Source organism: Mycobacterium sp. NGS11 (assembly GCF_059813315.1).
The window spans coordinates 14,811-32,662 of record NZ_JCALEJ010000029.1; the positions used below are offsets into that span (position 1 = coordinate 14,811).

The 17,852-nt window shown below is 67.1% G+C and carries 17 protein-coding genes; 12 read left to right on the forward strand and 5 right to left on the reverse strand.

Features of this window, described 5'->3' with window-relative positions:
* Nucleotides 1–54: 54 nt before the first annotated feature.
* Genes AC5Y4T_RS22725 through AC5Y4T_RS22740 form a run of 4 tightly spaced genes read left to right on the forward strand, consistent with a single transcriptional unit; the run spans nucleotide 55 to nucleotide 3,586 of the window.
* On the forward strand, nucleotides 55–1,524 hold the full coding sequence (locus tag AC5Y4T_RS22725) for an aldehyde dehydrogenase (protein ID WP_499918958.1): 1,470 nt from the start codon (nucleotides 55–57) through the stop codon (nucleotides 1,522–1,524).
* A gap of 30 nt (nucleotides 1,525–1,554) precedes the next feature.
* Entirely contained in the window at nucleotides 1,555–2,304 is a 750-nt protein-coding gene (locus AC5Y4T_RS22730) for an SDR family oxidoreductase (RefSeq protein WP_499918957.1), read from the forward strand.
* Entirely contained in the window at nucleotides 2,301–3,158 is an 858-nt protein-coding gene (locus tag AC5Y4T_RS22735; RefSeq protein WP_499918956.1) for an NAD(P)-dependent oxidoreductase, read from the forward strand. Before AC5Y4T_RS22730 ends, AC5Y4T_RS22735 begins: the two co-directional genes overlap by 4 nt.
* Nucleotides 3,158–3,586, forward strand: coding sequence for a carboxymuconolactone decarboxylase family protein (locus AC5Y4T_RS22740; RefSeq protein ID WP_499955549.1), 429 nt, complete (start codon nucleotides 3,158–3,160; stop codon nucleotides 3,584–3,586). The genes AC5Y4T_RS22735 and AC5Y4T_RS22740 overlap by 1 nt, the downstream gene beginning before the upstream one ends.
* 15 nt (nucleotides 3,587–3,601) lie before the next feature.
* Here AC5Y4T_RS22740 and AC5Y4T_RS22745 read toward each other — a convergent pair whose 3' ends face one another.
* On the reverse strand, nucleotides 3,602–4,696 hold the full coding sequence (locus tag AC5Y4T_RS22745; RefSeq protein WP_499955551.1) for an aldo/keto reductase: 1,095 nt from the start codon (nucleotides 4,694–4,696) through the stop codon (nucleotides 3,602–3,604).
* 74 nt (nucleotides 4,697–4,770) lie between these two features.
* Between AC5Y4T_RS22745 and AC5Y4T_RS22750 the strand changes: the two genes are divergently transcribed.
* Complete coding sequence (locus AC5Y4T_RS22750; RefSeq protein WP_499918949.1) at nucleotides 4,771–5,178, forward strand: MarR family winged helix-turn-helix transcriptional regulator; 408 nt, start codon at nucleotides 4,771–4,773, stop codon at nucleotides 5,176–5,178.
* Between the two features lie 53 nt (nucleotides 5,179–5,231).
* Nucleotides 5,232–6,500: a phosphoribosylamine--glycine ligase gene (gene purD, locus AC5Y4T_RS22755; protein WP_499918948.1), complete on the forward strand. Its 1,269-nt coding sequence runs from the start codon at nucleotides 5,232–5,234 to the stop codon at nucleotides 6,498–6,500.
* On the opposite strand, the gene AC5Y4T_RS22760 is transcribed toward purD, so the two are convergent.
* Nucleotides 6,497–8,080, reverse strand: a complete 1,584-nt coding sequence (locus tag AC5Y4T_RS22760) for a gamma-glutamyltransferase family protein (RefSeq protein WP_499918947.1) — start codon at nucleotides 8,078–8,080, stop codon at nucleotides 6,497–6,499. The genes purD and AC5Y4T_RS22760 overlap by 4 nt on opposite strands.
* 18 nt (nucleotides 8,081–8,098) lie before the next feature.
* On the reverse strand, nucleotides 8,099–9,016 hold the full coding sequence (locus AC5Y4T_RS22765; RefSeq protein ID WP_499919061.1) for an alpha/beta hydrolase: 918 nt from the start codon (nucleotides 9,014–9,016) through the stop codon (nucleotides 8,099–8,101).
* Between the two features lie 61 nt (nucleotides 9,017–9,077).
* On the opposite strand from AC5Y4T_RS22765, the gene AC5Y4T_RS22770 reads away from it, so the two are divergent.
* On the forward strand, nucleotides 9,078–9,695 hold the full coding sequence (locus AC5Y4T_RS22770; protein WP_499918946.1) for a TetR/AcrR family transcriptional regulator: 618 nt from the start codon (nucleotides 9,078–9,080) through the stop codon (nucleotides 9,693–9,695).
* Here the strand turns inward: AC5Y4T_RS22770 and AC5Y4T_RS22775 are convergent.
* On the reverse strand, nucleotides 9,667–10,449 hold the full coding sequence (locus AC5Y4T_RS22775) for a DUF429 domain-containing protein (RefSeq protein ID WP_499918944.1): 783 nt from the start codon (nucleotides 10,447–10,449) through the stop codon (nucleotides 9,667–9,669). The genes AC5Y4T_RS22770 and AC5Y4T_RS22775 overlap by 29 nt on opposite strands.
* 49 nt (nucleotides 10,450–10,498) lie before the next feature.
* On the opposite strand from AC5Y4T_RS22775, the gene purB reads away from it, so the two are divergent.
* From purB to AC5Y4T_RS22790, 3 genes are read left to right on the forward strand one after another with little or no spacing between them, the layout of a single operon-like run.
* Nucleotides 10,499–11,917, forward strand: a complete 1,419-nt coding sequence (gene purB / locus AC5Y4T_RS22780; RefSeq protein WP_499918942.1) for an adenylosuccinate lyase — start codon at nucleotides 10,499–10,501, stop codon at nucleotides 11,915–11,917.
* Nucleotides 11,914–13,170, forward strand: a complete 1,257-nt coding sequence (locus AC5Y4T_RS22785; RefSeq protein WP_499918941.1) for a cytochrome P450 — start codon at nucleotides 11,914–11,916, stop codon at nucleotides 13,168–13,170. Before purB ends, AC5Y4T_RS22785 begins: the two co-directional genes overlap by 4 nt.
* Entirely contained in the window at nucleotides 13,167–14,189 is a 1,023-nt protein-coding gene (locus AC5Y4T_RS22790; protein ID WP_499918939.1) for a tellurite resistance/C4-dicarboxylate transporter family protein, read from the forward strand. Before AC5Y4T_RS22785 ends, AC5Y4T_RS22790 begins: the two co-directional genes overlap by 4 nt.
* On the opposite strand, the gene AC5Y4T_RS22795 is transcribed toward AC5Y4T_RS22790, so the two are convergent.
* Entirely contained in the window at nucleotides 14,136–14,774 is a 639-nt protein-coding gene (locus tag AC5Y4T_RS22795; RefSeq protein WP_499918938.1) for a hypothetical protein, read from the reverse strand. The two genes, AC5Y4T_RS22790 and AC5Y4T_RS22795, sit on opposite strands and share 54 nt — an antisense overlap.
* A 52-nt stretch (nucleotides 14,775–14,826) precedes the next feature.
* Here AC5Y4T_RS22795 and AC5Y4T_RS22800 point away from each other — a divergent pair, with 52 nt between their 5' ends.
* Together AC5Y4T_RS22800 and AC5Y4T_RS22805 are read left to right on the forward strand one after the other, a co-directional pair.
* Nucleotides 14,827–15,729, forward strand: coding sequence for a phosphoribosylaminoimidazolesuccinocarboxamide synthase (locus AC5Y4T_RS22800; RefSeq protein ID WP_499918936.1), 903 nt, complete (start codon nucleotides 14,827–14,829; stop codon nucleotides 15,727–15,729).
* The gene (locus tag AC5Y4T_RS22805; protein WP_499918935.1) at nucleotides 15,726–17,846 is read left to right on the forward strand and encodes a S9 family peptidase; all 2,121 of its coding nucleotides are present in this window, start codon (nucleotides 15,726–15,728) and stop codon (nucleotides 17,844–17,846) included. The genes AC5Y4T_RS22800 and AC5Y4T_RS22805 overlap by 4 nt, the downstream gene beginning before the upstream one ends.
* Nucleotides 17,847–17,852: the final 6 nt, after the last annotated feature.

Consider the following 17,852-nt stretch of genomic DNA (forward strand, 5'->3'; position numbering starts at 1 on the left):
GACAGCTGTCCACTAGATGGCGTGGCGGTTGCCGCGCGCAGACGGGAGCGGGACATGGCCTTGTTGGCCGACGGCGTGAGTGAACTGTTCATCGACGGCAGGCTGTCGGCCGGTAGCGCCGGCAACTTCCCTACGGTGAACCCGGCGACCGAGGAGGTGCTGGGCGTCGCCGCCAACGCCAACGCCACCGACATGGACCGCGCCATCGACGCCGCGCGGCGCGCCTTCGACGAGACGGACTGGTCCCGTGACACCGAATTGCGGGTGCATTGCATACGGCAGCTGCGCGACGCGATGCGCGACCACATCGAGGAACTGCGCGACATCACGATCGCCGAGGTTGGCGCCCCGCGGATGCTCACCTCGGCCGCGCAATTGGAGGGACCGGTCGGCGACCTGAGCTTCGCCGCCGACACCGCCGAGGCCTACGAGTGGAATCGGGACCTCGGCCAGGCTTCGCCGATGGGCATCCCGACCCGGCGCACGATCGCGCGCGAAGCCGTCGGCGTCGTCGGTGCGATCACCCCGTGGAACTTCCCGCACCAGATCAACCTCGCCAAGCTGGGGCCCGCGCTGGCCGCCGGCAACACGGTGGTGTTGAAGCCCGCACCGGACACGCCCTGGTGCGCCGCCGTGCTCGGCGAAATCATCGCCGAGCACACCGACTTCCCGCCCGGTGTCGTCAACATCATCACTTCGAACGACCACCGGATGGGGGCGCTGCTCTCCAAAGACCCTCGGGTGGACATGGTTTCGTTCACCGGGTCGACCGCGACGGGGCGCAGCGTCATGGCTGACGCCGCCGCGACCATCAAGCGAGTGTTCCTGGAACTGGGCGGCAAGTCGGCGTTCGTCGTTCTCGACGACGCGGACCTGGGCGGGGCGTGTTCGATGTCGGCGTTCACCGCGGCCATGCACGCCGGGCAGGGCTGCGCCATCACGACCCGGCTGGTGGTGCCGCGGGCCCGCTACGACGAGGCTGTCGCCATCGCGGCGGGAACCATGGGCTCGATCAAGCCCGGCGACCCCGACGACTCCGGAACCGTGTGCGGCCCGGTGATTTCCGCGCGGCAACGGGACCGCGTGCAGAGCTATCTCGACCTGGCGATCGCCGAGGGCGGAACGTTCGCCTGCGGCGGCGGCCGGCCGGCGGACAAGGACCGCGGGTTCTTCATCGAGCCCACCGTGATCGCGGGTCTGACCAACGACGCGCGTCCCGCCCGGGAGGAGATCTTCGGGCCGGTGCTCACCGTGATCGCCTACGACGGCGAAGAGGACGCACTGCGCATCGCCAACGACTCGCCATATGGCTTGTCGGGCACCGTGTTCGGTGCCGACCCCGAACGTGCGGCCAACTTCGCCGCGCGGATGCGGGTGGGAACCGTCAATGTCAACGGCGGCGTCTGGTATTCCGCCGACGCGCCGTTCGGCGGATACAAACAGTCCGGGAACGGGCGAGAAATGGGCCTGGCCGGCTTCGAGGAGTACCTGGAAGTCAAAACCATTGCCACAGCCGTGCAGTGACCGCGCCAATCAGGCGACCGAGAGGAAACCATGCGATTCGAGAATAAAGTCGGCATCGTCACCGGATCCGGTGGCGGCATCGGGCAGGCATACGCCGAGGCGCTGGCCCGCGAGGGCGCGGCGGTGGTGGTCGCCGACATCAACGTCGAGGCCGCCGACGCGGTCGCCAAGCAAATCGTCGCCGACGGCGGAACCGCCATCAGCATTCCGGTCGATGTATCCGACCCCGCGTCGGCCAAGGAAATGGCCGACCGCACGCTGGCCGAATTCGGCGGCATCGACTACCTGGTCAACAACGCCGCGATCTTCGGCGGCATGAAGCTGGACTTCCTGCTCACCATCGACCCGGAGTACTACCGCAGGTTCATGAGCGTGAACCTCGACGGGGCGCTGTGGTGCACCCGCGCGGTGTACAAGAAGATGGCCAAGCGTGGCGGCGGGGCGATCGTCAACCAATCATCCACCGCCGCCTGGCTTTACGCGAACTACTACGGCCTGGCCAAGGTCGGGCTCAACGGCCTGACCCAGCAGCTCTCCCGCGAACTGGGTGGCCAGAAGATCCGGATCAACGCGATCGCTCCGGGCCCCATCGACACCGAGGCCAACCGGACCACCACGCCCAAGGAGATGGTCGACGACATCGTCAAGGGTCTGCCGCTGTCGCGCATGGGCACGCCTGCGGATCTGGTCGGCATGTGTCTGTTCCTGCTCTCCGACGAGGCATCGTGGATCACCGGGCAGATCTTCAATGTTGACGGCGGACAGATAATTCGATCATGAGCGATCACGCGAAGCTCGGCTACATCGGCCTGGGCAACATGGGCGCGCCGATGGCCACAAAGATGACCGAATGGCCCGGCGGGATAACGGTTTACGACATCAGGACCGAGGCGATGACCCCGCTGGCCGAAAGGGGCGCCGCCCTGGCCGACAGCGTCGTCGACGTCGCCGCCGCCGACATCATCCACATCACCGTCCTCAACGACGCCCAGGTGCGTGAGGTGGTCGGCGAGCTGGCGGCCCACGCGAAACCCGGCACCGTCATCGCGATCCACTCGACCATCAGCGACACCACCGCGGTCGACCTCGCGGCCGAGCACAAGCCCAACGGCATGCACATCGTCGACGCGCCGGTGAGCGGTGGGGCCGCCGCGGCAGCGAAGGGTGAGCTCGCCACGATGGTGGGCGCCGAGCGCGACGTGTACGAGCGGATCAAGCCGGCCTTCAAGCACTGGGCCGCGATGGTCATCCACGCCGGCGATCCGGGTGCCGGGACGCGAATGAAGCTGGCCCGCAACATGTTGACGTTCACCTCGTACGCCGTTGCGTGCGAGGCCATGAAACTCGCCGAGGCGGCCGGACTCGACCTGCAGGCATTGGGTCGGGTGGTCCGTCACACCGACGCCCTCACCGGGGGCCCGGGGGCGATCATGGTCCGTGACAACATGAAAGACATTGAGCCGGAGAACTTCCTGTACCAGTCTTTTGTGCATGCCCGCGGCCTGGGGGAGAAGGACCTGAGCCTGGCGTTGGCTCTCGGCGAGGCGGTCTCGGTCGATCTGCCGTTTGCCCAGCTGGCCTTTCAGCGGCTGGCCGCAGGCCTCGGAGTACCGCACACAGAGAAAGAGGCGTAATGGACGAGCTGCGCAGCAAGGGCCTCGCGAAGATGAACGAGGTGTACGGCTGGGAGATGCCCAACATCGAAGGCGACGCGTACTTCGACCTGACCGTCGACCACCTGTTCGGCAGCATCTGGACGCGACCGGGATTGTCGATGCGCGACAAGCGCATCATGACGCTGACGGCGGTGACCGCGATCGGAAACCGTGACCTGGCCGAAATCCAAATCAACGCAGCCCTTCTCAACGGTGAACTCACTGAGACCGAACTGAAGGAAATGGCCGTCTTCCTCACCCACTACCTGGGCTTCCCGCTGGGTTCGGCGCTCAACGGCGCGGTCGACGCCGTCGTTGCCAAACGCAAGAAGGCCGCGGAGAAGGGATCTGGAGAGGACAAGAAGGCCAATGTGGACGCCGCGGTGAAGATGCACAGGGGTGACTGAGAGTGACCCGCCGTATCAATACGGCTGAATGCCTTCGGGCATCACGTATTCGGAGATCGGCGCGGAAGTCCCGTTGACCGTTGTTCCGCCGTTCATGATGCCGGGGGCCATCTCCAACATGTTGTGGGGGAAGCCGAACCTCGGTTTGGTCAGCGTGTCGAGCCGCTCCAGCTCATCGGCGCCGAGGTTCACGTCGACGGCCCGGACGTTGTCCTCGAGCTGGGAGAGCCGGCGTGCCCCGATGATGACCGATGAGACGGCGCGCTGCGCGCGCACCCAGGCCAGCGCCACGCTGGCGACGTTCGTCTCGTGTGCCTTCGCGATGGCCGCGAGCTCGTCGATGACGGCGTAGGTGTTTTCGTTGAGAAAGGCGTCGACCATGGCGCCGCGGTCCGCGTTGCGCTGGCCGCCGTTGGCCCGGGTGTACTTGCCGCTCAGCACGCCACCTTTCAACGGCGACCACGGCGTGATGCCGAGGCCGAATTCGGACGCCATCGGCACCAAATCCTGTTCGATGGCGCGCTCCAGCAGCGAATATTCGACCTGAAGCCCGACGAACGCCGACCACCCGCGGAAACCGGCGATCAGGTTGGCCTGGGCGATCTTCCACGCCGGGGTGTCCGAGACGCCGATGTAGCGCACCTTGCCGGCGCGCACCAGGTCCTCGAGCGCCGCCATGGTCTCCTCGATGGGGGTGTTGGAGTCCCAGATGTGCAGCCAGTACAGGTCGATGTAGTCGGTTTGCAAGCGCCGCAACGAGTTTTCGCAGGCGTTGATCAACGACTTGCGGCCCGAGCCGCCGCCGTTGGGATCACCCGGATACAGGTTGCCGCTGAACTTGGTCGCGATCGCCAGCCGATCGCGGCGCGCGGGGTGGCGCCCGATGTGGTCGCCGATGATCTTCTCGGAGTGGCTTCGGGTGTAGAAGTTGGCGGTGTCGATGAAATTGCCGCCGAGCTCGAGGTAGCGGTCGATGATTTGTTGCGACTCTTCCACGCTGGTGCCCCAGCCGAGGTCTTCGCCGAACGTCATGGCGCCCAGGCACAGGGGGCTAACGCGCAGACCGGATCGCCCGAGTGTCACGTATTGATCCAGCGGCATGAGGCCCACTCCCTGGTAGATTGTTCGGTTATGAGGTTGTTCATAACAAAACTAGTTCATAGCTGAACGATCTGGCAAGTCGAATGTCTGCAGTCGATGCGGCCAGGATCTGGTCACTGAACTACCGAGTGCTGCTGTCGGTCATCTCGTGCGCCGAGGCCGATATCTGCGCGCTGGGCCTCGAGTCCAAGGAACTGTTTCTGCTGGCCGAGATCGACGATCATCCCTATCCGGCCGAACTGGCCGCGACGCTGAGCATGCCCAAGGCGACGGTGACGCTGTACCTGAAGCGGCTCGAGGCCGCGGGGTTCGTGCGCCGCGAGATCGACCCGTGCGATCTGCGTCGCCACAAGCTGCTGCTCACCCCGGCCGGACGCCAGGCCGCCAGGAAGGGCATGAGCCTGCTGTCCGACGAGTTCGACAAGCGCCTCGGACGCCTCACCGCCGCTCAGCGCAACGACCTCAGGGCGCTGCTGGAGAAAATCGTCTGAATCCACCGGGGACGGTGGGCGTGGGTCGTCTGACCGGGCTAGTCTGACGTGTCGTGCGCGTCCTGGTGATTGGTTCCGGAGCCCGTGAGCATGCGTTGCTGCTGGCGCTCCGCAAAGACCCCGAGGTGACGGGGCTGGCGATCGCTCCGGGCAACGCCGGCACAGCGCGGCTGGCCGACCAGCACGAGGTCGACATCACCTCGGCCGACGACGTGGTCGCCCTGGCGCGCGAGGTCCGTGCCGACCTGGTGGTCATCGGACCCGAGGTGCCGCTGGTCCTCGGGGTCGCCGATGCGGTACGGGCCGCGGGCATCGTCTGCTTCGGTCCCAGCAAGGACGCCGCCCGCATCGAAGGCTCCAAGGCGTTCGCCAAAGAGGTCATGGCCGCGGCGGGGGTGCGCACCGCGACCAGTGAAATCGTCGACACCCCGGCGCATTTGGACGCCGCCCTGGACCGGTTCGGCCCCCCGGCGGGGGACGCGGCCTGGGTGGTGAAGGACGACCGCCTGGCCGCCGGTAAGGGGGTCGTGGTGACCGCGGATCGCGGTCTCGCACGCGCGCACGCCGCGGGGCTCCTCGAGGCGGGGCACCCGGTTCTGTTGGAGTCCTTCCTGGACGGCCCGGAGGTGTCGCTGTTCTGCGTGGTCGACGGCGAAACCGTGGTGCCTTTGCTGCCCGCACAGGATTTCAAGCGGGTCGGCGACGGCGACAGCGGGCCCAATACCGGCGGGATGGGTGCCTACGCGCCGGTGCCGTGGCTCCCCGACGAGATGTATCGCGACGTGGTCAGCAACATCGTCGAACCCGTTGCGGCCGAGATGGTTGCGCGGGGCAGCTCGTTCAGCGGACTGCTGTATGCCGGCCTCGCCATCACGGCGAACGGACCGGCGGTGGTCGAATTCAATTGCCGCTTCGGCGATCCCGAGACGCAGGCGGTGCTGGCGTTACTGGAATCGCCGCTCGGGCAGCTGTTGTTCGCGGCCGGCAGCGGCACACTGGCCGACTTCGGCGAGTTGCGCTGGCAGGACGGTGCCGCCGTGACGGTGGTGGTGGCGGCGGAGAGCTACCCCGGACGCCCCCGGGTAGGTGACGTCATCGTCGGCTCGGAAGCCGACGGGGTGCTGCACGCCGGAACGGCGCGGCGCGACGACGGCGAGGTCGTCTCGTCGGGCGGGCGGGTGCTGTCGGTGGTGGGCACGGGTGCAGACCTGACGGCCGCGCGGACGAAGGCCTACGAGGTAGTACGTTCAATTCGACTGCCGGGCAGTCATTTCCGCAGCGACATCGCCCTGTTGGCGGCCGACGGCAGGATCCGCGTCTAGAACGCGGCGGCCTGGCCGTCCCGGCGCGGATCGCTGGCCGCGAAGTAGCCGCCCTCGAGACGCCAGATCGCCTGACAGCTGCCGAATTGGTTGTAGTCGTCGACGGCAACCAGATCGTGTCCGCGCCGGCGCAACTCATTCAACGTCGAATCCGGGAAACCCTTTTCGCAGCTGACCTGCATGCCCTCGACCCAGCGGAACCGCGGGCCGTCGCACGCCGCCTGCGGGTTCTGCCCATGGTCGGCGATGCGCACCATCACTTGCACGTGTCCCTGGGGTTGCATCATTCCGCCCATCACCCCGAAGCTCATCACCGCGGCGCCGTCCTTGGTCACAAATGCCGGGATGATGGTGTGGTACGGGCGTTTGTTCGGGCCCACGGTGTTCGGGTGTCCCGGAGCCGCAACGAAATTCGCGCCGCGGTTTTGCAGCGAGATTCCGGTGCGCGGTACCACCACGCCCGATCCGAACCCCATGTAGTTCGACTGGATCATCGACACCATCATCCCTGCGGCGTCGGCGGCGGTCAGGTAGACGGTTCCGCCCGGCGGGGTTCCGGCGGACGCCGGCCTGGCGCGTCCGCGGTCGATCAGTGCCGCGCGCTGCTTGAGATATTCCTTGTCCAACAGACGTTCGGGCGCCAACGGCATGTGCTCGATGTCGGAGACGTACGCTTGGGCGTCGGCGAATGCCAGCTTCATCGCTTCGATCTGCAGGTGCACGCTGTCGGCGGAATCCACTGGCAGCGAGGCCATGTCGAAATGTTCGAGGATGCCCAGTGCGATCAGCGCGACGATCCCCTGCCCGTTGGGCGGGATCTCGTGCACCGTGTACCCGCGGTAGCCGGCGTCGACCGTGCCGACCCAGTCGGCACGGTGAGCAGCCAGGTCAGTTGCCCGCATGGCGCCCCCGTTGTCCAGCGCGTGCGCCTCGAGTTCGGCGGCCAGTTCGCCACGGTAGAACGCCTCGCCGTTGGTCGCGGCGATCGACTCGAGCGTGGCAGCATGATCCGGCCAGCTGAATCGCTCGCCGGGTCTGGGCGCTCGCCCGCCGGGCAGGAGCGCAGGGGCAAAGCCGGGCTGTTTCTCAAACAGCGGTACCTGCGCGGCCCACTGTTCTGCGACCGTCGGTGAGACCAGAAACCCGTTGCGGCCGTACGCAATTGCGGGCTCGAACAGCCGCTCAAACGCCAGCTTGCCGAACTTCGCATGCAGTTCGGTCCACGCCGACACCGCGCCCGGCACGGTCACCGAATTCCAGCCGAGAATCGGAACGCCCTTGCCGCCGAAGTATTCCGGTGTCCACGCCGCGGGCGAGCGACCCGAAGCGTTCAGCCCGTGCAGTTGCTTGCCGTCCCATACGATCGCGAAGGCGTCCGAACCGATGCCATTCGATACCGGCTCCACAATTGTCAGGGCGATGGCAGTCGCGATGGCCGCATCCACCGCGCTACCGCCCTGCGCGAGCATCCGCAGGCCCGCCTGGGCGGCAAGCGGTTGCGATGTGCACACAACGTTTTCCGCCACTATGGGCTTGCGTGGCCAGGCGTACGGGAAGGTCCAGTCGAAAGGTGCCGTCACCTCCGCGAGCGTAACTCGTTACGCCGTCAGCAGCGGTGCCATCCAGGTCAGCTCGGCGGGCAACTGCGAGCTCCAGAATGCCCCGTCGTGCCCACCGGGCGAGAAACCACCGGCGGGCGGATTGGGCAGTTGCGCAATGAACTGCTTTGTCGCGCTGTAAAACGGGTCGCTGTCACCGCAGTCGATCCGGATGGGGATCGAGGCCAGCGCCGGCATGCCGAACACCGAGTTCGCCGCGAAGTCCTCCGGGCCGTCGAAGGCTCCCGGTGCGGCCGCGCCCGAGGACATCCACAGCGCCGGGCTCACGGCGCAGATCGCGGCGGTGCGGGCCGGTCCCAACCGGCCGCCAAGCAGCAATGCGCCGTAGCCGCCCATCGACCAACCCAGGAACGCCAACCGTGAGGTGTCCAGGTTCTGGTTGCCCAGCATCGGGATCAGCTCGTCGAGCACCATGGCGCCGCTGTCCTCACCGGAAGACCGTTTGTGCCAATAGCCGCCGCCGCCGTCGACGGCGACCACCGCGAAGGGCGGTAGTCCGGCGTCGACGGCCTGTGCGAGACCGTGTTCGACACCACCCGCCATCACCGTGGACGCGTCACTGCCCCTGCCGTGCAACGCGATCACCGGTCGCAGCGGCTTGGTCTGGCCCGGCGGACGCGCGATCGCCCAATTCGTGTTCACGCCGCCACGGGCGGCGGAGACGAAGGAACCGGTCACCATGGTGGGTGCGGCGGCCGCCGGGGGAGCCGGATCGCGAGGCGGGCTCGGCGGCGGCGCCAACGGCGCCTGGGTGCCGGTCTCCGACACCGGCATGGCGCGAGATGTGCGGGGCTCTAACAGGATGTCGAGCGCGTAGGCGCCCGCCGCCCCCACGGCCGCGCTGGCGCCGAGGCCGAGCAGGGCGCGTCGGCTCAAGTCGGGCATGCGGGCCATTATGCCTTGGCCGTTTGGCCGAAATGGCATCGCAGTACCACTTTGGCTGGCACGATGGCTACTCGTGACAGCAGCGGTTACTCCAAAAGGAGAACGCCGGCGGTATGCGCTCGTCAGCGCCGCCGCCGAGCTGCTGGCCGAGGGCGGGTTCGAAGCGGTGCGGCACCGGGCGGTCGCGCGGCGGGCCGGATTGCCGTTGGCATCCACCACGTATTACTTCTCCTCCCTCGACGATCTGATCGCACGCGCCGTCGAACACATCGCCATGATCGAGGTGGCGCAGCTGCGTTCGCGCGTCGGCGCCTTGTCGCGCCGGCGCCGGGGACCGGAGACCATCGCCGAGGTGCTGGCCGACCTGCTCGTGGGCGACGTGTCCGGCCCGGGCCTTACCGAACAGCTGATCTCGCGCTACGAGCGCCACGTCGCGTGCATCCGTCTGCCCGCGTTGCGCGAGACCATGCGTCGCAGCCTGCGCCAGCGCGCGGAGGCGGTGGCCGAGGCCATCGAGCGCTCGGGTCGCTCGGTGCACATCGAGCTGGTGTGCACGCTGATTTGCGCGGTCGACGGCTCGGTGGTGTCGGCCCTGGTGGAGGGCCGGGATCCGCGCGCGGCGGCGCAGGGTGCGGTGGTCGACCTCATCGAGGTGCTCGCCCCTATCGATCAGCGGCCCGTGCAGATCTGACCGAGCCCTCCGCGCGCACCGGATCCACCGGCAGCGACGGCGTCACGATGTATCCGGTTTCGGGGTCGCCGTAGATCGTCACATCTTTCGGCTTGCGCTGCGCATACAGCGCCACGTAGGCGCAAACGACCGCGTCGACGGGATCTTCGGCGCGGCGCAGCTCGCTTTTGCGCTGCGCGGCCGCGACGGCCCGGCGCAGCGCGATCCACCCCTCGTGCCCGTTCACGTGGAGCGGCACCGGAGCGTGCGCCAGCCGCTCGACGCCGTCCATCAGCAGCAACAGCTCGGATTTGAGTCGCTCGACGGTGCGCCCGGGCTTTGCCTTGTACTTCAGCGTGCGCTCCAGGCGGAACAAGGCGACGGTGGCCGCATGCGGGTAGACCTCGATTGCGCGCCGGGCGGCCGGCGACCGCGGATCGAGATCGAGCCCCAGCGTCGCGGCCAGACGGCCCGCGCGGGGACCGTCGGCGAACTCGGGCTTTCCGGTGTTGCAGGGGTGGGCACCGGCCTCGTACCTGCGGAAATCGCGGTTGAGCGCGGTCTCGGCCGGGCGCTGGCCGGTCGGATTGTTCACCACCAGCGGCGCATCGAAGGCCACCACGCAATCGCCCCAGACATAGGGGTGCAACGCCGCCAGGATCTCGTCGTCGTCGCGCACCGCGCACACGCTCACCAGCACACCGCCGGAGTCCACGACCGCGACGCCGGTCGGGTTACGACCCGCCCACGCAAGGTCGACGCCGGCGAAGTACATCCGCATAGGCTACGAGCGCGACCGTAAGCTGTGTGTTCGTGAGGACCAAGTGAACATTCCGAATGTGCTGGCCACCCGGTACGCCAGTGCCGAGATGGTCGCGATCTGGTCGCCGCAGGCCAAGGTCGTCGCTGAGCGGCGGCTGTGGCTCGCGGTGCTGCGCGCGCAGGCGGAACTGGGCGTTGCGGTGCCTGCCGACGCCATTTCCGACTACGAGCGGGTGCTCGAGGACGTGGACCTGGCCTCCATCGCGGACCGGGAACGGGTGCTGCGCCACGACGTCAAGGCGCGGATCGAGGAGTTCAATGCGCTGGCCGGTCACGAGCACGTGCACAAGGGCATGACCAGTCGCGACCTGACCGAGAACGTGGAGCAACTTCAGATTCGGCGCTCGCTGGAGCTGGTCTTCGATCACGGCGTGGCCGTTGCCGCGCGGCTCGCCGAGCGGGCCGTGGCCTACCGCGACCTGGTGATGGCCGGACGCAGCCACAACGTCGCCGCGCAGGCGACCACGCTGGGCAAGAGGTTCGCCTCGGCGGCCCAGGAAACGCTGATCGCGTTGACCAGGCTGCGCGAACTGATCGACCGCTATCCGCTGCGCGGCATCAAGGGCCCGATGGGCACCGCGCAGGACATGCTCGACCTGCTGGACGGTGACGCGGCCAAGCTGGCCGAGCTCGAGCGGCGCGTAGCCGAATTCTTGGGTTTCGCAACGGTATTGACCAGCGTCGGGCAGGTGTATCCGCGTTCGCTGGACCACGACGTGGTTTCGGCGCTGGTGCAGCTGGGCGCGGGACCGTCGTCGATGGCCCACACCATCCGGCTGATGGCCGGGCACGAACTGGTGACCGAGGGATTCGCGCCCGGACAGGTCGGCTCCTCGGCCATGCCGCACAAGATGAACACGCGTAGCTGCGAGCGGGTCAACGGCTTGCAGGTGGTGCTGCGCGGCTACGCCTCGATGGCAGCCGAACTGGCGGGGGCGCAGTGGAACGAGGGCGACGTGTTCTGCTCGGTAGTGCGCCGAGTAGCGTTGCCGGACAGCTTCTTTGCCATCGATGGGCAGATCGAGACCTTCCTGACGGTGCTCGACGAGTTCGGCGCCTATCCCGCGGTGATCGGCCGCGAGCTGGATCGCTACCTGCCGTTCCTGGCCACCACCAAGGTGTTGATCGCCGCGGTACGCGCCGGCGTGGGGCGCGAGACCGCGCATCACGTGATCCGCGAACACGCGGTGGCCACGGCGCTGGCGATGCGCGAGCGCGGCGCCGAGCCCGACCTGCTGGAGCGGCTGGCCGCCGACGAGCGCCTGCCGCTGGACCGGGCCGCGCTGGACGCCGCGCTGGCCGACAAGAAGGCATTCACCGGCGCCGCCGGTGACCAGGTGGACGAGGTGGCGGCGCAGGTGGACGCGCTGGTGAACCGCTACCCGGACGCGGCCAAGTACGCCCCGGGTGCGATCCTGTGACGCTGGCGGGCGCACTCGCCGAGATCGACTTCACCGATCTGGACAACTTCGCCAACGGATTTCCCCACGATCTGTTCGCGATCCATCGTCGTGAGGCGCCGGTGTACTGGCACGCACCGACCGACAACACCCCGGACGGTGAAGGCTTCTGGTCGGTGGCCACCTACGCGGAAACGCTTGAGGTGCTGAAGGATCCGGTGACGTACTCGTCGGTCACGGGCGGCCCGCGGCCGTACGGTGGCACGCTGTTGCAGGACCTGGCGATTGCGGGTCAGGTGCTCAACATGATGGACGATCCGCGGCATTCGCAGATTCGGCGGCTGGTCAGCTCGGGGCTGACGCCGCGGATGATCCGGTTGGTCGAGGACGACCTGCGGACCAGGGCGCGCCGGCTGCTCGACGCGGTGGTTCCGGGCGAGCCGTTCGATTTCTTGGTCGACATCGCCGCCGAATTGCCGATGCAGATGATCTGCATCCTGTTGGGAGTGCCTGAATCCGAACGGCATTGGCTCTTCGAGGCGATCGAACCGCAGTTCGACTTCGGTGGTTCACGCAAGGCCGCGCTATCGCAGCTCTCCGTCGAGGAGGCCGGGTCGCGGATGTATCAGTACGGTCAGCAGCTGATCGCGTCCAAGCGCGAGCACCCGACCGATGACATGTTGTCGGCCGTGGCGAACGCGATGCTGGATGACGCTGACGGCCACGGCGGATCGGCCCTGTCCGACATGGAGCTCTACCTGTTCTTCAGTCTGTTGTTCAGCGCCGGCGCGGAGACCACCCGCAACGCGGTCGCGGGCGGCCTGCTGGCGTTGGCCCACCATCCGCTCCAATTGCAGTCGCTGCGCGGCGATCTCGATGCGCTGCCCACGGCCGTCGAGGAGATGGTGCGGTGGACCTCGCCGTCGCCCTCCAAGCGCCGCACCGCCACCCGCGACGTCACGCTGGCCGGGCAGTCGATCGAGGCGGGGCAGAAGATACAGATCTGGGAGGGCTCGGCAAATCGCGACGCCGGGGTGTTCGCGAACGCCGACGAATTCGATATCTGCCGAAAACCGAATCCGCACCTGGGCTTCGGTCAGGGAGTGCACTATTGCCTGGGTGCGAATCTGGCCCGGCTGGAGCTGCGGGTGTTGTTCGAAGAGCTGCTGTCCCGGTTCGGCGCGGTGCAAGTTGTCCGGCCGGTCGAGTGGACGCGCAGCAATCGGCATACCGGCATCCGGCATCTCGTCGTGGAGCTCCGCGAGCAACCGTGACGATCCGGTTCGCTGATGTCGAGCCCTCACCCGATGTGTTCGCCGCGGTGATGGCAACGGGAATCTTGTCGATCGGCGCGCGCAATCACGGCTACCGATTGATCAGCGACACGATGGGTGTCATCGCCACCCTCGGCCTGGTGCTGCTGCTCGCCCTGGTCGTCGCGAAGGCCTGTGTGCCCGGCCAGAGGTTGTGCTGGGACCTGACCGATCCCGACGTCACCCTGCGACTCATCACTTTCGTGGCAGCGTGTGCGGTGATCGACACTCGCTTGTCGTCGAACGTATGGGTGGCGCGGATACTTGGCGGGGTCGGCCTGGCGTCCTGGCTGATACTGATCCTGTTCAGCGCGCGAAACATGTTGGCGCACCGGTGGACAGAGCTGCGCGACCGCGCACACGGGGCCTGGCAGCTGGGCAGCGTGGGAACCTCCGGTTTGGCGATCGTGATCGCCCGCGCGGCTCGTCACACCGGTCATCACTGGTGGCTCGCGGTGGCCGTGGCCGGATGGGTCGCGGCGCTGTGCATCTACGGCCTGATGACGTGGCTGACCATGTGGCGCGTCGTGAACGAACGGCAGGACCGGGACGGCTTCGAACCCGATACCTGGATCCTGATGGGAGGCATGGCGATTGCGACGCTGGCCGGTGACAACATCCACGCCGTGGCTCCCGCCTGGCTGGCCGGACCCGTGCGTGCGGTCACCATCGTCACCTGGGTGACGGCCACGTTGTGGATACCGCCGCTGATCTATTTCGCGTTGCACCGCATCAGGCGTTATCCCAACATGCTGCGCTTCGCCGGTGTGTGGTGGGCGTTCGTGTTCCCGCTGGGCATGTATTCGGCGGCCAGCTTCGCGATGGCACTCGAGATCAATCAGCCGTCGCTGTTCACCGTTTCGCTGGTCTTCTTCTGGGATGCGCTGGCGGCGTGGCTCACTGTGGTCGTCGCCGGGCTGCTGCTGTTATCGCGGCGGTTGCTGCTCACTCCCGCGAATCGCGATACCGGCCGACCGTAGTTCGAGCGCGGCCAGGGCCCCGATGGTGGCCGGGTCTTCACGTCGCCATCCGCCGACCGGATCCGCGCTGACGGCGATCAGCTTCCGCGGCGGACGGTTGGTCAGCGCGCGCAGCGCAAGCAGTTGCGCGCCGGCCGGGGTTGCGGCCAGAGCGGTCACCGTCAACTTGCGTCGAAAGAATCGGAGCCGCAGAAACAACCACGGCAGCACCGCGACGAGGATCGGCACCGCGACAACCGCCATCGCCAGCAGCACTGCGAGCCAACTCGCCGCGATGTCCAGGTCGTGACCCGCGCCCGCGATGTCCAGCGCGGCTTGGCTGGCCGAGTTGAGCGGTTTGCTGACCGTGTCGCCCACGACCGGAATGTGCTGGGCGCCGTGGCCGGCTGACGCGAGGTTGCCGGCGATGCCGTGCGCGCCGCTCTCGACCTGCCGGCCGGCGTCGGCGATCGTCGCGATGGCGTCGTAGACCGCCAGCCCGACGAGTAGCCACAGCACCGTCCACAGGACGACGGCGAGGTCGCTGAACAGCTGAGCCGCCAGCCGGCCGGGCCTGGTGGAGTAGGGCAGAAACCGCGATGTCATAGCCCCGATCCCAGCACAAAGCCCGTTTGCGGGTGCCCGATAGGCTGACCGGATGCCTGCACTGTCCGACTACCAGCATCTGGCCAGCGGCAAGGTCCGCGAGCTGTATCGCGTCGACGACGAGCACCTGCTGCTCGTCGCCACCGACCGGATCTCTGCGTACGACTTCGTCCTGGACAGCACCATTCCGGACAAGGGCCGCATCCTCACCGCGATGAGCGTCTTCTTCTTCGGACTCGTCTCGGAGCTTGCCCAAGCCCCCAACCACTTGGCCGGGCCGCCGGATGATCCACGCATTCCCGACGAGGTCCTGGGCCGCGCGCTGGTGGTGCGCCAGCTGGAAATGCTTCCGGTCGAATGCGTGGCGCGCGGCTACCTGACCGGCTCCGGATTGCTGGACTACCAGGCGACCGGAAAGGTCTGCGGCATCCCCCTGCCGCCGGGACTGGTTGAAGCCAGCAGATTCGCCCAACCCCTGTTCACCCCCGCGACGAAAGCCGCACTGGGCGACCACGACGAGAACATTCCGTTCGCACGGGTGATCGAGATGGTCGGTCCCGTGCCCGCCAATCAACTCCGCGACCGCACACTGCAAATCTATGTTCAGGCCGCCGATCACGCGCTGAGGAAGGGAATCATCATCGCCGACACCAAGTTCGAGTTCGGCGCCGACCGAGACGGCAACCTGCTGCTGGCCGATGAAATCTTCACCCCGGATTCGTCCCGCTACTGGCCGGCCGACGAGTACCAGGAGGGTGTCGTCCAGAACAGCTTCGACAAACAGTTCGTCCGCAACTGGCTGACCGGCCCCGAGTCGGGCTGGGACCGCCACGGCTCACAACCGCCGCCACCGCTGCCCGAGCACATCATCGATGCCACCCGGGATCGGTACATCGAAGCCTACGAACGCATTTCCGGCCTGAGCTTCGACGACTGGATCGGTCCCACCGCATGACCGACGTGCAGCTGGACGGGTCGTTGCCCCCTGTCGCCAAGCGAGTGGAGAGCCGGCGCGAACATCACGGCGACGTCTTCATCGACCCGTATGAGTGGCTGCGCGAAAAAACCGACCCCGAAGTCATCGCCCACCTCGAGGCGGAGAACGCCTACGTCGATCGGATGACCGAGCACCTGGGGCCGCTGCGGCAGCAGATTTTCGACGAGATCAAGGCGCGCACCAAGGAGACGGATCTGTCGGTGCCGACCCGCAAGGGCGAGTGGTGGTACTACGCGCGCACCTATGAGGGAAAGCAATACCGCGTCCAATGCCGTTGTCCGATCAGGGGATCCGACGATTGGGATCCGCCGACCCTGGACGAGAACACCGAGATCCCGGGCGAGCAGATCCTGCTCGATTCCAATGCCGAAGCCGAGGGTCACGAGTTCTTCTCCCTGGGCGCCGCAACGGTGAGCTTGGATGGGAACCTGCTGGCGTACTCGGTCGATACTCTCGGTGATGAGCGATACACGTTGCGGTTCAAAGACTTACGAACCGGAGAACTGTTTTCCGACGAGATCGCCGACATCGGGGCCGGTGCGACGTGGGCCGCCGACAACCACACCGTGTATTTCCTGACCCTCGACGACGCCCATCGCCCCGACAAGGTGTGGCGGTATCGGGTGGGCGACGGTGCCGAACCGGAGCTGGTGTATCACGAAGCGGACGAAAAGTATTGGCTTGGCGTGGGGCTCACCCGCAGCGAGGCCTACGTCTTCATCGCCTCGGGATCCTCGATCACCTCGGAGTATCGCTACGCCGACGCCGCCGATCCGCACGGCCAGTTCACCGTCGTGCTACCGCGTCGCGAAGGCGTCGAGTACTCGGTCGAGCACGCGGTCGTCGGCGGACAGGACCGGTTCTTGATCCTGCACAACGACGGCGCGGTCAACTTCACCCTCACCGAGGCGCCGGTCAGCGATCCGGCACGGCAGCGCACCCTGATCCCGCACCGCGACGACGTCCGGCTCGACGGGGTCGACGCTTTCGCCGGCCTCCTGGTCGTCAGCTATCGGCGCGAGGCACTGCCCCGGATGCAGCTGTGGCCCATCAATGCCGACGGCACATACGCACAGCCCGAGGAGATTTCGTTCGATTCCGAGCTGATGACGGCAGGTCCGGCCGGCAATCCCAATTGGGCGGCGCCCAAGCTGCGGATCAGGGCGGGTTCGCTGGTGGTTCCGGCTCGGGTCTATGACATCGACCTCGCGACCGGTGAACGCACCTTGCTGCGCGAGCAGCCCGTGCTCGGCGACTACCGAACCGGCGACTATGTGGAACGGCGTGACTGGGCGGTCGCCGATGACGGCACCCGCATCCCGGTATCCATCGTGCACCGCGCGGACGTCGAGTTCCCGGCACCGGCTTTGCTTTACGGCTACGGCGCTTATGAGCTGTGCACCGACCCCAGCTTTTCCATCGCCCGGCTGTCGCTGCTGGACCGCGGCATGGTGTTCGCCATCGCCCACGTGCGTGGCGGCGGTGAGATGGGCCGGCTGTGGTACGAGCACGGCAAGCTTTTGGAGAAGAAGAACACTTTCACCGACTTCGTTGCGGTCGCAGAGCATTTGGTGCAGGGCGGCGTCACCCGGGCGCGTCAGCTGGTGGCGCTGGGGGGCAGCGCCGGCGGTTTGTTGATGGGGGCGGTGGCCAATCTGGCCCCGGAGCTTTTCGCGGGCATTCTCGCGCAGGTCCCGTTCGTCGACCCGCTGACCACCATCCTGGATCCTTCGTTGCCGCTGACCGTCACCGAATGGGACGAATGGGGAAACCCCTTGGCGGACAAGGACGTCTACGCCTACATGAAGTCCTATTCGCCGTATGAGAATGTCGAGGCCAAACGGTATCCGGCGATTCTTGCGATGACGTCGCTGAACGATACGAGGGTCTACTACGTGGAGCCGGCCAAGTGGGTTGCGGCGCTGCGCCACGCCAACGGTGACGGTAATCCGGTCCTGTTGAAGACTCAGATGAACGCCGGGCACGGTGGCGTCAGCGGCCGCTACAAGGGCTGGGAGGAAACCGCCTTCCAGTACGCGTGGCTATTGGCCGCCGCCGAGGCCGTGTCGTCGTAATGCACC